Annotated in this window: 12 protein-coding genes and 1 pseudogene; all 13 read left to right on the top strand. The window is 59.3% G+C overall.

The window, feature by feature from the left end:
* Nucleotides 1-633: RNase A-like domain-containing protein (locus LCU97_RS23910; protein WP_332875350.1), on the top strand; the 633-nt coding region annotated here is incomplete at its 5' end.
* Nucleotides 611-934, top strand: coding sequence for a contact-dependent growth inhibition system immunity protein (locus LCU97_RS26945; protein WP_408636439.1), 324 nt, complete (start codon nucleotides 611-613; stop codon nucleotides 932-934). The genes LCU97_RS23910 and LCU97_RS26945, both read left to right, overlap by 23 nt.
* A gap of 273 nt (nucleotides 935-1207) precedes the next feature.
* Nucleotides 1208-2485, top strand: a complete 1278-nt coding sequence (locus LCU97_RS23905) for a cystathionine gamma-synthase family protein (protein WP_232777951.1) — start codon at nucleotides 1208-1210, stop codon at nucleotides 2483-2485.
* A 145-nt stretch (nucleotides 2486-2630) separates the two neighbouring features.
* Nucleotides 2631-4061: an amino acid permease gene (locus LCU97_RS23900; RefSeq protein ID WP_053151847.1), complete on the top strand. Its 1431-nt coding sequence runs from the start codon at nucleotides 2631-2633 to the stop codon at nucleotides 4059-4061.
* Between the two features lie 42 nt (nucleotides 4062-4103).
* Nucleotides 4104-4994 (top strand): LysR substrate-binding domain-containing protein, encoded by an 891-nt coding sequence (locus LCU97_RS23895; RefSeq protein ID WP_053151845.1) that lies wholly within the window; start codon nucleotides 4104-4106, stop codon nucleotides 4992-4994.
* Nucleotides 4995-5010: 16 nt separating this feature from the next.
* Nucleotides 5011-6390, top strand: a complete 1380-nt coding sequence (gene thrC / locus LCU97_RS23890) for a threonine synthase (protein ID WP_232777950.1) — start codon at nucleotides 5011-5013, stop codon at nucleotides 6388-6390.
* A 9-nt stretch (nucleotides 6391-6399) separates the two neighbouring features.
* Entirely contained in the window at nucleotides 6400-6837 is a 438-nt protein-coding gene (locus LCU97_RS23885; protein ID WP_232777949.1) for an Lrp/AsnC family transcriptional regulator, read from the top strand.
* Between the two features lie 259 nt (nucleotides 6838-7096).
* Entirely contained in the window at nucleotides 7097-8140 is a 1044-nt protein-coding gene (locus LCU97_RS23880) for a homoserine dehydrogenase (RefSeq protein ID WP_232777948.1), read from the top strand.
* A gap of 9 nt (nucleotides 8141-8149) precedes the next feature.
* A complete protein-coding gene (locus LCU97_RS23875) occupies nucleotides 8150-9562 on the top strand; it encodes an aldehyde dehydrogenase family protein (RefSeq protein ID WP_232777947.1) in 1413 nt (470 codons plus the stop codon).
* A gap of 233 nt (nucleotides 9563-9795) precedes the next feature.
* Nucleotides 9796-10800: a hypothetical protein gene (locus LCU97_RS23870; RefSeq protein ID WP_232777946.1), complete on the top strand. Its 1005-nt coding sequence runs from the start codon at nucleotides 9796-9798 to the stop codon at nucleotides 10798-10800.
* A gap of 501 nt (nucleotides 10801-11301) precedes the next feature.
* A pseudogene (locus LCU97_RS23865) lies at nucleotides 11302-11662 on the top strand (DUF6124 family protein).
* Nucleotides 11663-11751: 89 nt separating this feature from the next.
* The gene (locus tag LCU97_RS23860) at nucleotides 11752-12210 is read left to right on the top strand and encodes a GNAT family N-acetyltransferase (protein ID WP_232777944.1); all 459 of its coding nucleotides are present in this window, start codon (nucleotides 11752-11754) and stop codon (nucleotides 12208-12210) included.
* Nucleotides 12211-12754: 544 nt separating this feature from the next.
* A complete protein-coding gene (locus LCU97_RS23855; RefSeq protein ID WP_232777943.1) occupies nucleotides 12755-14029 on the top strand; it encodes a glycoside hydrolase family 68 protein in 1275 nt (424 codons plus the stop codon).
* The last annotated feature ends 116 nt before the right edge of the window (nucleotides 14030-14145 follow it).

Here is a 14145-nt window from a genome sequence, read left to right as displayed (position 1 = left end):
TTGGACCAACCGCTGCGTTTCCAGGGCCAATACCATGACCTGGAAAGCGGCCTGCACTACAACCGCCACCGCTACTACAATCCGGAAACGGGCCGCTACCTGACGCCTGATCCGAGCAAACTGGCGGGTGGGCTCAATGGGTACCGGTACACCCTGAACCCGACGGGGTGGGTGGATCCGTTGGGGTTGGTGTGCAACTGTCCAGGTGATATCGAGGCTGATGGGCCGTTTAGCGAGATCGTGCCGGGAGGCGGCTTAGCGGCACATGAGGCTCGTGGAGGGCATTTGATAAACAAGCACATAGGTCGTTCTGAGGTTCAGTTGAGAAGGCGACTTGAGTTAGAACCTCACGTACCTACCGCGTCGACATTTCCTGATAGAGCATCGGCAGAGTCAACGGTTTCCAAAGTGTTGAGTACAAAAGAAACGGAGATTGACGGGTTTTTAAATAATAAATTAGAAAAGAAAATGGTTTTACAGCAGTCCTTCCCTTCTCCTGTTGGAGTCGGGGTTATACGAAAAAATGGAAAGTTAGAGTCATTGTCCGTCGTGACTTTAGTATTGAAAAAATCCAAGCAGTCACCTGTTGGATATAATTTGCTTACAGGGTATGTCGAAAAATATGAAAAATAGATATCCAGAACTTTTCCATTTTTTTGGTTGCTATTTTCACCAAGACTGGATGTGTGAGTCATCAGAGCCGGACGGGGTGATAAGACTTTTCGCGTCAGATTCGGTACCGCAGGCTATTGACGCGTTAAGAAAAGAAATTTCGGTGCTGTTGGACGAACGTCTTGGTGAGGAGGACCTTCGAGATTTTATTATGGAAAAAATGCCCTGTAATTATTGTTATTGGATGGAGTGGGAGAGTGGCGCTATGTGGCTGAAACATATTCTTGAGGTTCTCGATAGGGATGATGCCGCTCTTGACTAACTCTAGTCACTCTAACTGATCCACCGTCATCGCGAGCAGGGGATCGAGGGTGAACACTCAGTTTGCATCAGCCCCGGATCACTGTGGGAGCGGGCTTGCTTGTGTGCAGTAAATCGCAGCCATTCCAAGCCCCGGTTTCCAATCCCAGCCATTAAAAAAACCACCCCTTTGGCACCAATAACATCGTTTCTAGTCCCCGATTCTTTTCCCTATATTGGCTACCAAATCTAGTGAATGACTCACCAGTCATCCCCTCAGTGCGAGTAGTCTCAAATGAACAATAAACCTGACAGCGCAGGGCTTGATAACGCAGGCGCGGGGACCCGGGCGGTTTGGGGTGGGGAGCAGGGCGGGCATCCCTATAACGCCACGCAGACGCCTATCGTGGTCAGTGCCGCTTACGGCTACAACGACATCGACGCCTGGTATGACGTGGCCTTGGGCAAGGCCCCCGGCTTTATCTACAGCCGTATGAGCAACCCGACGGTCGAGACCCTAGAAGCCAAGATCTGCGAGTTGGAGAAAGGCGAATCGGCCGTGGCCTTCAGCAGCGGCATGGCGGCGATCAGCAGCGTGCTCTACACCTTTCTTGCCCATGGTGATCGGGTGGTTTCCACCAAGGACAGCTACGGCGGCACCAACAAGATTTTCGAAGAGTTCCTACCGCGCATGGGCGTGAACGTGAGCTTGTGCGAGACCTTCGACCACGAAGAAATCGAACGGGAAATCGCCAAGGGCTGCCAGGTGCTGTACCTGGAAACGCCGACCAACCCGACCCTGAAAATCCTCGACATCCAACGCCTGGTGGCAGCGGCCAAACGGGTCGGCGCGGTGGTGGTGGCGGACAACACCTTCGCCACGCCGCTGAACCAGAACCCACTGGCACTGGGCGTGGACGTGGTGATCCACAGCGCGACCAAATTCCTCAGCGGCCATGGCGATGTGCTCGGCGGGCTGGTGTGCGGCCGTGAAGCCTTGATGAGCAAGGTGCGGCATTACCGGGAAATCAACGGTGCGGCGCTCGACCCGTTCTCGGCCTACATGATTATCCGCGGCATGAAGACCCTGGTGCTGCGCATGCGTCAGCAGCAGTCCAGCGCCCGGGCCCTGGCGGAGTTCCTGCTCACCGAGCCGTTGGTTGAGTCAGTGAATTATCCCGGCCTGCCCAGCCACCCGAACCACGCCGTGGCCTGTGCGCAAATGGCCGGGTTCGGCGCCATCGTCAGCTTTGTCCTGGTCGGTGGCATGGACACCGTGAAAGTGCTGCTGCCGCGTCTGCGCTTCGCCCATTGCGCCGGCAACCTCGGTGCGGTGGAAACCATCTACGGCCCGGCGCGGACCACCAGCCATGTCGAAAACACCCTGGAAGAACGACTGGCCCTGGGCATCTCCGAAGGCCTGGTGCGGGTCTCGGTGGGCATCGAAGACACCGATGATCTGCTCGACGATCTGAAACAGGCCTTCGCCTTTGCCCGACGTTCGCGAGAGGCACTGGCCCAGGCAAACACCCCATCCACAACCCCTGAGATGTGCTCCGAAACAGCCAGCTGAAGTATCAGTCCCCACGACAAGGCGGTCATCGGGGCGTTCATGAACAGGAAAATAATAAAGCTTGGTGGCGATCCGAGTTGACCCTGCGGCGCAACTCACCGCAGGCGTCGACACGCGCCCTGACAACCTTCATGAGAACAAAACCATGTCCCTACAAGAACAACAACTCACGACACGTGCCGGCTTCAAACAGGAAATGCAGACGCGCCACATTGTCATGTTGGCATTGGGTGGCGTCATCGGTACCGGGCTCTTTCTCACCTCCGGTTACACGGTTAACCAGGCCGGGCCGTTGGGCGCGGTGATCGCCTACATCATCGGCGCGCTCATGGTGTACATGGTGATGATGTGCCTGGGTGAACTGGCGGTGCAGATGCCGGAAACCGGTTCGTTCAGCACCTACGCCACACGCTTTCTCGGCCCAGGCACCGGCTACACCGTGGCTTGGTTGTACTGGCTGACCTGGACCGTGGCCATCGGCTCGGAATTTACCGCCGCCGGGATCCTGATGACGCGCTGGTTTCCGGACACGCCGGTGTGGATCTGGAGCGCCCTGTTCGCCGGGGTGGTGTTCCTGAGCAACGTGGTCTCGGTGCGGTTGTTCGCCGAGACTGAGTTCTGGTTGTCGTTGGTCAAAGTCGCGACCGTGGTGGCGTTCCTGCTGATTGGCGGCGGGGCCATTCTTGGCCTTCTGCACATCGATCAGGCCCACAGCATCGGGTTGAGCAACTTCACCCGCGAAGGGCTTTTTCCTACCGGGTTCATGCCGATTGCCATGACGCTGCTGGCGGTTTCCTTCGCTTTCTCCGGCACCGAACTGATCGGCATCGCCGCCGGTGAAACCAAGGATCCACAACGCAACGTGCCGCGAGCCATCCGCACCACCGTGCTGCGCCTGGCGATCTTTTTTGTCGGCACCATCTTTGTTCTCTCGACCCTGTTGCCCCGTGAGCAGGCCGGCATCGTCGAGAGTCCGTTCGTCACCGTGTTCACCTACATCGGCATTCCATACTCCGCCGACATCATGAACTTCGTGATCATCAGCGCCTTGCTGTCGGCGGCCAACTCCGGCCTATATGCCGCCTCGCGGATGCTCTGGACCCTGAGCGACCAAGGGCACCTGCCCAAGCAGTTCTCGGCCCTGACGCGGATGGGCACGCCGCTTAACGCCATCATCGTCAGCATGGCCGGAGGCGCTGCGTCGTTGCTCAGCAGCGTATTTGCCGCCGACACCATCTACCTGGCGCTGGTGTCGATCTCAGGCCTGGCGGTGGTCGTGGTGTGGATGAGCATTGCCGCGAGCCAGATCGCGTTCCGCCGCCACTACGTTGCCAACGGCGGTGATGTCAGCCAGCTCAAGTTCCGCGTGCGCGGCTATCCGTGGATCCCGCTGGGGGCGTTGTCGTCCTGTGGGCTGGCGTGTGTCGGGATCGCATTCGACCCGGAACAGCGAGTGGCGTTGTACTTTGGCTTGCCATTCATCGCCTGTTGCTATCTCGTGTACTTCATTACCCGCAAAGGCCGCGAGCAACGCTTGCTGCTGAACCCGTTGGCACAGCCGTCCGACGCTATCTAGTTGGCGTGCTCGGGGGAAAGGGGCGTAGACGAGAACCGGATCATGAAGCAGAAACCATTACCCCCTTTGAACTGGCTGCGGGCATTCGAAGTGTCCGCCCGCTGCCTGAACTTCACCCACGCCGCCGAAGAGTTGTGCCTGACCCAGGGCGCGGTGAGCCAGCAGATCCGCCAACTGGAAAGTCACCTGGGGGTGGCGCTGTTCAAGCGCCTGCCCCGAGGCCTGGGGCTGACCGAGGAAGGCCAGTCCTACCTGCCGGTGGTGCAGGACGCGATCACCCGGCTGGCGGTGGGCACCAACGAAATTTTCGGCCAGCGCAAGCGGCGGCCGATCAAAGTGCGTGGCAGTCTCGCGTTCTTCGTGCACTGGCTGGCGCCGAAGCTGGCGGAGTTTCGTCAGGCCCATCCACAGCTGGACATTCGCTACATCAGCAACATCTGGGTCAAGGAACTGGATGGCGAGGACGACCTGGAGATTCGCTGGGGCCGCGGCCAATGGCCCGGCCTGGTGTCGCAGCGCCTGACCTGGGACAGCCTGTTCCCGGTCTGCTCGCCGGAGCTGATGGCGCGCTCGCCGCTCAAGGTGCCGGCGGACGTAGCGAAGCACTCGCTGCTGCATGTGCTGGGTTACGAAGAAGGTTGGGGTTATTGGCTGAACATGGTCGGTGCCGACAACGTCGACTCGTCGGCAGGCCTGCAGTTCGACACGCTGGTCTGCACTTTGCGCATGGCCGAGCTGGGGCAGGGGATCGCCCTGGCGCGCTCGTCCATGGTTGCGGACCTGCTGGCCGACGGGCGCCTGATCGAACCCTTCAGCCAACGCATCGAAGCCAGCGAATCGTTTTACCTCGTGCGCGGTTCCGGGACCGAGCAGCATCCCGACGCAGTCACGTTTGCCACCTGGCTGGTCGAGCAGGCACACCGTTTCAAATGAATGACCGGAGCCAACCATGCGCTATGTGAGTACCCGAAATTCGGCCGTGCAGGTCGGTTTTGAAAAGGTCGTGCTATCGGGCGTGGCCGAGGACGGCGGGCTGTTCGTGCCCGTCGGACTGCCGCTGTTCGAAGCCCAGGAAATCGCCAACTGGTCGACCCTGTCCTATGACGAACTGGCCTATCGAGTGATGAGCCCGTTCGTGGGCGAGACGATTCCCGAGACGGACCTCAAGCGCCTGCTCAAGGAAGCCGGCAGTCAGTTCAGTCACCGCTCTCTGGCGCCGTTGCATCAGGTGGATCGCAACGAATGGGTACTGGAACTGTTCCATGGCCCGACCCGTTCTTCGAAGGATTTCGCCGCTCAGCTCCAGGCTCGACTGGTGCAGTATTTCCTGCGCAAAAACGGCCAACGCGCTGTGGTGATCGGCGCCACCAACGGCGACACCGGGCTGGCGGCCATCGAAGCGTTCAAGCACTGCGATGAAGTGGCGGTGGTGGTGCTTTATCCGGAGGCCGGCGTACCGCAACACCAGCTTCAACAGCTGCAAGCGGCGGCACATCCGCGGGTTCATCAATTCGCTGTCAATGGCAGCTTCGACGACTGCCAGACCCTGGTCAGTCGTCTGTTCCGCCAGTGGCCCTGGGCGCAGCACGAGGCGATCAGCTTCAACTCCAGCAACTGGATCGGTGTGTTGGCGCAACTGGTGTTCTACTTCCACGCCGTGCTGCAACTGGGCGGTGGTCAGCGGCCGATTGGCTTCAGCGTGCCGGCGGCGAGTTTTGCCGAAGTCTATGCCGGCTACATCGCGCAGAAGATGGGCTTGCCGATCACTCAGATGATCGTCGCGACCAACCAGAACGACGCGCTGCATCAGTTGTTCTTGAAGAACCACTACTCCCGATTGCGCGCCAACAAGACCCTGTCGCCGGCCATGGACCTGTCGATCTTCTCCAACCTGGAGCGCTTTCTCTGGGAACTCTACGGGCATGACGACCAGGCGGTGAGCGCGCTGATGGACCGCTTCGAAACCAGCGGCGAAATGACCATCGCCAACGAGTTCTGGTTGCAGGCGCGGATGATCATCGACTCCTATGCGGTCACGGATCAGCAGACGTTGGAGGAGATCACTTCGCTGTATCGCGACACCGGTTATGTCATCGATCCGCACACCGCCACCGGTGTGCTCGCGGCGCGTTTGTACCGGCGCAGTCTGGTGGCGCCGATGGTGACGTTGGGGGAGATCTCGCCGGTCAAATCGGCGGCGCTGCTCGGTGAATTGGGAATCAATGTAGCGGTCCAACCCCTTCCGGTTTCGGCCCATGGCCCGGCGCAGATCCATCGCATCCAGCCGCACGAACCCGACACGATCCATCAGTTGCTCGACGCACTGTAAGGAGCCCCCGTGAAGCGCATCCTCGATCCCCTCGACGAACGCATCATCGCCGAACTGCGACTCAACGCCCGCGCCGCCCACGCCGAGCTGGCGGCCAAGGTCAACCTCTCACGCAACGCCGTGCGCCAACGCATCGAACGGCTCGAACGCGACGGCGCGATCCAGGGCTACACCATCCGCACCGGCGAGGGCGCCCACGCCTCGTCGAACATCAACGCGGTGATCTTCGTCTACCGCTACGACCGCATGCGCGGCGCCGACGTCTTGCAAGCCCTGCAAGCCATGCCGGAAGTGCAGCAGTGCGACGTGATGAGCGGCGAGTTCGACCTGATGCTGCGCGTAGGCGCCGCGAGCCCGGAGCGGGTGCATAAGGTCTGGAAAGAGATCTCGGCGTTGCCGGGGGTGGAGAACACTGTCACCTCGTTCGTACTGTCATCAGTAATCTGAACCCCAACACATAATCCCTGTGGGAGCGAGCCTGCTCGCGATAGCGATGGACCAGCCGACTTCAATGTTGACTGACCTGACGCCATCGCGAGCAGGCTCGCTCCCACAGTTTTTTTGTGTTAGTCGGGGGCGCGTCACCCTGCCCAACCCCTGGTCAAAACGCCCATAAAATAGAGCAAATTGGCCTATTTCACTGCCCTGGCCCCGGCCCTAACCTTGATTCCAACAACCCATCACCCGGATCAAGGGCATAACAAAAATGACTGAATACAAACTGGCGCTGGTCGGCTTCGGCGGTGTGAACCGGGCATTGGCGCAACTGATTGCCGAGCGTAACGAACAATGGAAAGCCGAGCTGGGCTTCACCCTGAAAATCGTCGGTGTGACCGATCTGTTCCTCGGCTCGGTCATGGGCCGCGAAGGCCTCGAGGCTGCGTTGCTCGCCCAACTGCCGGCCACCAAAGGTGCCTTCGCACAATGGCCGGGCGGCTCCGCCGAAGCCCTCAATGAGGCTGTGATCAAGGACAGCGGCGCGGACATCATCGCCGAGGCCACCTTCACCAATCCGGTGGACGGCGAACCCGCCACCTCGTTCTGCCGCTGGGCGCTGGAGCGCGGCAAACACGTGGTCACCACCAACAAAGGCCCGATCGCTTTACATGGCGCCGAGCTCAAGGCCCTGGCCCACCGCAATAACGTCGCCTTTGAATACGAAGGCTCGGTGATGAGCGGTACGCCGGTGATTCGCGTCGCCAAACAGGCAATGGCCGGCAGCGAGATTATCGGTTTCGAAGGCATCCTCAACGGCACCTCCAACTTCGTCCTCACCTGCATGGAAGGCGGCCTGGGCTTTGCCGAAGCCGTCAGCAGAGCCCAAGCGCTGGGCTACGCCGAAGCCGATCCGACGGCGGATGTCGAAGGCCACGACGTGCGCCTGAAAGTGGTAATCCTCGCCAACGAACTGCTGGACGCCAAGCTCACCATCGCCGACGTTTCGTGCAACGGCATCTCCTCACTGAGCCTGGCCGACATCGAAAAAGCCCGCCAGGACGGCGCTCGCTGGAAACTCATCGGAGCCGCCAGCCGCCACGCCAACGGCTCCATCAGCGCCAGCGTCGAACCGCGCCTGCTGAGCCACGAGCATCCACTCGCCGGCATCAGTGGCGCCATCAACGCCGTGTCGTTCACCAGCGAGCTGCTCGGCGCCGTGACAGTGTCCGGCCCTGGGGCTGGGCGCACGGAAACCGCGTTCGCCCTGCTGTCGGACATCATCGCCATTCACCAGTCTGCCGTGCGCAACTAGGAGACCACCATGAACGTATCTCGTCTGGCCCTGGCAATGGCAGAGCCGCAAATCGACGTCCTTAACCCGTTCGACGGCAGCCTTGTCGGTACTGTGGCGGACATCTGCGCCGCGCAAGTGCCGCAACTGCTGGTGACCGCTCGCAGCGGCGCCCAAGCCTGCGCCGCGCTGCCCCGGCATCGCCGCGCAAGCATCCTCGAACACGCCGCCGCGAACATCCAACGCGACGCCCGGATCTTCGCCCGGCTGATCGTCGACGAAGCCGGCAAGACCCTCAAGCAGGCGGAAAAAGAAGTCAAACGGTGCATCAACACCCTCAAACTCTCCGCCGAAGAAGCCCGGCGCAACGCCGGCGAAGTGGTGCCGTTCGACGCCTACGACGGCGCCGAATCGCGCCAGGGCTGGTTCACCCGGGAGCCCCTGGGCCTGATCGTCGCCATCACCCCCTACAACGACCCGCTGAACCTGGTGGCCCACAAACTCGGCCCGGCCATTGCCGGTGGCAACGCGGTGATCCTAAAACCGTCCGAGCTGACGCCGCTGTCGGCGCTCAAACTGGTCTCCTACCTGGTCAGGGCCGGCCTGCCCGAAACCGTGGTCACCGTCGCCACTGGCGGTGCCGAACTGGGCAAAGCCCTGGTCGCCGCCCGCGAAGTGCGAATGATCTCCTTCACCGGCGGCTTCATCACCGGTGAACAAATCGCCCGCACCGCCGGCCTGAAAAAACTCGCCATGGACCTGGGCGGCAACGCGCCCGTCATCGTCATGTCCGACTGCGACCTCGACGCCGCCGTCGAAAGTTGCCTCTCCGGCGCCTTCTGGGCCGCCGGCCAAAACTGCATCGGCGCCCAACGCCTGCTGATCCAGGCGCCGATCTACGCAGCCTTCCGCGAATGCTTCGTCAACCAGGCCCAGGCCCTCGTCGTCGGCAACCCCCTGCTGGCCGACACCGACATCGGCCCGATGATCACCCCTCAAGCTGCGCAAAACGCCGAACAAGTCGTCAACGAAGCCCTACAAGAAGGCGCCACCTTACTCTGCGGCCACCACCGCCAAGGCGCCTGCTACGCCGCCACCGTCCTGGAAAACGTCAACCACACCAGCCGCCTGTGGCGCAACGAAGTCTTCGCCCCGGTGGTGGTGTTGCAACCGTTCGAGACGTTTGATGAGGCGGTGGAGTTGGCCAACGAGCCTGAATACAGCTTGCATGCCGGGATCTTCACCAATGATCTGACCACCGCCATGAGCGCCGCCCGACGCATCGAAGCCGGCGGGGTGATGATCAACGACTCGTCTGATTTTCGTTTCGATGCCATGCCGTTTGGTGGCGCCAAATACGGCAGTCTCGGGCGGGAAGGGGTGCGGTTTGCGTATGAGGAAATGACCCAGCCGAAGGTGGTTTGTTTGAATACGCTGGGGTGATGGGTTCAGGTCGTTGGCATCGGGCAGGTTTGGTCACCTGTCCGATGTTTCTTTTTCTGAAAGCATCCGAAAGGGCCTCGAATCCGGCGTGCCACAAGATTTTTCAGGGGCTGTCAGCCAAATCGCCCTGACTCATCTAAGCTGAGTTTTCCTGGAAAATGAGCCAGTGCCTCCCCACCCAATGCGGCCAACCCGGCCTGCGGCACCGATCAGCAGCCAGGGCGGGAGGAAGGATGCCGAACGTACTGGTGGTGATATGGGACTTCGATACACGCAAATTACGAGTCCCTACTGATAACAGCCTTGTCGCCATCCACCAAAGAATTGGGGCTTTGGAAGACATGGCGAAAACGGCCTTCGCCAAAAATGCCGATCAACATCGACTGGATTATTGTCTGGTCGTCGCGCCCGAGTATTTTTTCTCCAAGGACATGCCTGACACGCTTCTTTCAGAGGAGGAAAAAGAAACCATCCGGGCAACGTTGGTGGACGTTTCAAAGAGAAACCCAAGGTCGATACTGGTTCCAGGCACGACGCTGTGGTTCAAGTCAATGATGCGCCCGGATTCCAGGATGCTGAAAAGGGAGACCGGGAAGTTAAAATCGTGGGGACAAACCAGAAATATTAATAAGCCAAAATACAGTCAGGAAATGGATGCGGTCGTGGGCGAAATTCCACAACGTGATCGCCTGAGTAAAGGCATTTATGGCCACTATGCAAAGACTACGAAGGCGGAGATTGCGACAATCGAAACAAGAGGGCCGGAAGCCAGGGACGGAATCGTCAGAAATACCGGCTTCATTATTTGGGATGGAAACGTCTTTTATCAGCATAAACGCTACCCCAACATCGGAAATGATGGGCTGGAAGAACTGGCTGGGGCGCAGTTCTGGGCCGATAAAATATTCATGCCGGGCAGCTATCGAGAAACCCCTGCTGTCCGTGACCTGCAAATCGCTCTGGAAATATGCGCAGAGCATTTTATTGGCGCGACGGTTTTGCATAAGAACAATGTGCTGGACTTTCATATTCTGGTCTCGGCCAGCATTGCCCTCGCTAAGGCTCGCGTGGGCGTAAAGCACGGAGGATATGTGGTTCACGCTGATTCAGGCGGCAGCTCGGTTTACCGACGAGAAGGCATGAGCCTGGTTCGACTCGACCCCATCGATGAACCAGCCATAACCTTAATGGGGGCGGAAGCCGGTCACGCCAGGAGTTTCGTTTGCGCAATTGCATAAGCGTGAGCCTGAACCGCTCCCCCTTGTGGGAGCGAGCCTGCTCGCGATAGCAATACATCTATCCCCACCGCTCTCAGGTCTCATGTCGCCACCAACGACATACCCCAATAACGTGTCGTCAAAATCGACTTTTGACGACATGACATCCACACCCCGGCCCGGTGTTTATTGTGACGCCCTAGGATCAGCCCCGACCCACACCGCCTTGCGCCATTACCTACAACTACGCCAGAATCCGCCGGCTTGTGCGTCCTTGGCCGCGTCGGTAACTTGAATCCCGTCACTGCCCATCAGTGATCGGGTTTAACAGCCCGTCGAGTTGAGTCGTATCAAGCTTCATCAGTCAGGGATCCCCATCCCTGCACTTGATGGTGGCTGTGCGTGGGGCGCCCTCGGGCGCGCCGATTCCTTAGCTCATCGGTCTGCTAACCCGCGTACAGCTGCCTTCCACTCGTTTAGCAGCGAGCGGGGCGTGGCCTCAACCAAGAGTGAGCTAAGGCTATGGTTAAAATTACACCGACCCCCCCCAGCAACAGACGAAACCGTTTCCCGCGTCCAATCGGCCCGCAACAAAAAGTTTGATGATGCCGCGACTCGGACCTTGGATTACTACCTGAATCCCAAGCCGAAGAAAGAAACGTCCGACAACCCCAACACCATCTACCGCATCGCTTCTGATGTGGATTCCGAATGCTTACTTGCCACCCTCAGTGAAAACCTCGTTTCGGCGAACGCAATGATCGGAGACCTGGCATCCGACCTTGAAGGCTCGCGACGGCATGTGGCGTTGGGGATTCAGCAGGTGGTTGAGTTGAATGAGCTGTTGGCGAATCGGGCTTTGGATATTGTTGAGGTAAGGTAGGGAAGCGTCGTTACCCCAGGCATGAAGAAAGCCTTGCACAAGCAGGGCTTTCTTCATGCCACAGGAAAAAAGCACAAGGAGCGTTTCAAATGCCGCAGATGGATTGGCTCGAAAACCAAATGGATCAGTGCAACCTGATGGCCGAATGGCTTTATCGGGAATTCAGCCACGAATATGCACAACAATCCCTCGATAGCTGGCAGCAGGAATTCGCCGAAGGACAGCGCGACGGCCGCTGGAAATGCCTGATCGCTACAGAAAACGGCCAACTATTGGGCGGCGCCTCACTTGCCAGCGACGACCTGCCTGAGCGGCCGGAACTGGGACCGTGGCTGGCGTGCGTACTCGTCGCCCCTAATGCACGGCGCAGAGGGATCGCTGCGCAGTTGATCGAAGGTGTTTGTCGTCATGCGAGGGCGGCTGGGGTCACTACCTTGTACTTGCATACCCATAACCAGAGTCATTACTACGCCAAGTTTGGCTGGGAAATGTTGGAGCGGTTTGAGGCTTGGGGGAGGGAGCAATGCCTGATGGCTCGGCGTTTATAGCAGCAGCCCAAAGACAGGACCGAACGAACTATGACATGCATTCGCTGGCTGCTTCCCCGTCTTCTGGCCACCTCCAATCCCCTGTGGGAGCGAGCCATCAGCCAACACCAATCCAACTGACCCACCACCGTAGCAGGCATTTCACCCCCCCCCCCACTGTGGGAGCGAGCCTGCTCGCGAAAACGATACGACATCAACCGTGCTGATCCCCCGCTTCATGCTGGGCTTCAAACAGGACAGGCCGGCTCAGCTCACTGATCCTCCATGCACTACTTCCGCCCAAATCCCAGTCAACCCGCTTCCACCGATTAGTGGTCTGGCGCATTGAGTGTGCTGCCAACATCGTCGATCTTTCCACGATAAAACTTCTTTGAACGCTCATGGCTGAAACGTATCAGCTCCAAGAAAAAACTAAAATATGCACAAATGCATTTTTTTCTTGACCCGCACGGGTGCGCCTCTATAAGGTGGTTTCACTGTATGCGCATCCAGTATTTCTCAAGCGTCATTTATTTGAATCCATTCATGGACGAGGTATTACCTTATGAAAACCAACACTGAAAAATTCGGTGCAACCCCCCATCAACCCAGCCTGTGGACCCGCGCTGATGCGTTGAAAGTCCGGGCGGACGATCCCACCACCACTCAGCCGCTGGTCAGCGCGGATTTCCCGGTATTGAGCGACGACGTGTTCATCTGGGACACCATGCCCCTACGCGACCTGGACGGTAACGTGACCTCCGTCGATGGCTGGTCGGTGATCTTCACGCTGACAGCCGATCGTCATCCAAACGACCCGGCGTACCTCGACGAGGACGGTAACTACGACATCCTCCGCGATTGGAACGATCGTCACGGTCGGGCAAAGATGTACTACTGGTTTTCTCGTACCGGCAAGAACTGGGAGCTCGGCGGCCGCGTGATGGCCGAAGGGGTTTCGCCGACCGCTCGCGAATGGGCCGGCACGCCGATCCTGTTGAACGACCGAGGTGAAGTGGATCTGTATTACACCGCCGTCACCCCAGGCGCGACCATCGTCAAGGTGCGTGGTCGGGTAGTGACCACTGAGCACGGTGTCAGCATGGTCGGCTTCGAGAAGGTCAAGCCGCTGTTCGAGGCCGACGGCAAGATGTATCAGACCGAAGCCCAAAACGCCTTCTGGGGTTTTCGCGACCCATGGCCATTCCGCGACCCGAACGATGGCAAGCTGTACATGCTGTTCGAGGGTAACGTGGCCGGTGAGCGCGGTTCGCACAAGGTGGGCGAGGCCGAAATCGGCGATGTGCCGCCGGGTTATGAAGATGTCGGCAACTCGCGCTTCCAGACCGCCTGTGTCGGCATCGCCGTAGCCCGCGACGCGGACGGTGACGACTGGGAAATGTTGCCGCCACTGCTGACGGCCGTGGGCGTCAACGACCAGACCGAACGCCCGCACTTCGTGTTCCAGGACGGCAAGTACTACCTGTTCACGATCAGCCACACCTTCACCTATGCCGACGGTGTGACCGGCCCGGACGGCGTGTACGGTTTCGTCGCGGACTCGCTGTTCGGCCCCTACGTGCCGCTGAACGGTTCCGGCCTGGTGCTGGGCAACCCGTCCTCCCAGCCATTCCAGACCTACTCGCACTACGTGATGCCAAACGGCCTGGTGACCTCCTTTATCGACAGCGTACCGACCGACGAAACCGGCACGCAGGTTCGTGTGGGTGGCACTGAAGCACCCACGGTGGGCATGAAAATAAAAGGGCAGCAGACGTTCGTGGTGGCCGAGTACGACTACGGTTACATCCCGCCGATGCTCGACGTCACACTCAAGTAATAGCAACACAGGGGTTTCAGGCAGCGGGTTTGAGGTCGATGACAAAACCGTTGTGGATATGATCGAGATGTCCCGCCTGATTTATTGCGATGTTGGTCGCAAGCCCCGCTGAGCAA

The organism is Pseudomonas uvaldensis (assembly GCF_021271205.1).
GTDB classification, from domain to species: Bacteria; Pseudomonadota; Gammaproteobacteria; order Pseudomonadales; family Pseudomonadaceae; genus Aquipseudomonas; species Aquipseudomonas uvaldensis.
This window is presented reverse-complemented; position numbering and strand designations above follow the sequence as displayed.

Coding starts and splice junctions, on each gene's coding strand:
- LCU97_RS26945 (WP_408636439.1), top strand. CDS start 611: ATGTCGAAAAATATGAAAAATAGATATCCAGAACTTTTCCATTTTTTT.
- LCU97_RS23905 (WP_232777951.1), top strand. CDS start 1,208: ATGAACAATAAACCTGACAGCGCAGGGCTTGATAACGCAGGCGCGGGG.
- LCU97_RS23900 (WP_053151847.1), top strand. CDS start 2,631: ATGTCCCTACAAGAACAACAACTCACGACACGTGCCGGCTTCAAACAG.
- LCU97_RS23895 (WP_053151845.1), top strand. CDS start 4,104: ATGAAGCAGAAACCATTACCCCCTTTGAACTGGCTGCGGGCATTCGAA.
- thrC (WP_232777950.1), top strand. CDS start 5,011: ATGCGCTATGTGAGTACCCGAAATTCGGCCGTGCAGGTCGGTTTTGAA.
- LCU97_RS23880 (WP_232777948.1), top strand. CDS start 7,097: ATGACTGAATACAAACTGGCGCTGGTCGGCTTCGGCGGTGTGAACCGG.
- LCU97_RS23875 (WP_232777947.1), top strand. CDS start 8,150: ATGAACGTATCTCGTCTGGCCCTGGCAATGGCAGAGCCGCAAATCGAC.
- LCU97_RS23870 (WP_232777946.1), top strand. CDS start 9,796: ATGCCGAACGTACTGGTGGTGATATGGGACTTCGATACACGCAAATTA.
- LCU97_RS23860 (WP_232777944.1), top strand. CDS start 11,752: ATGCCGCAGATGGATTGGCTCGAAAACCAAATGGATCAGTGCAACCTG.
- LCU97_RS23855 (WP_232777943.1), top strand. CDS start 12,755: ATGAAAACCAACACTGAAAAATTCGGTGCAACCCCCCATCAACCCAGC.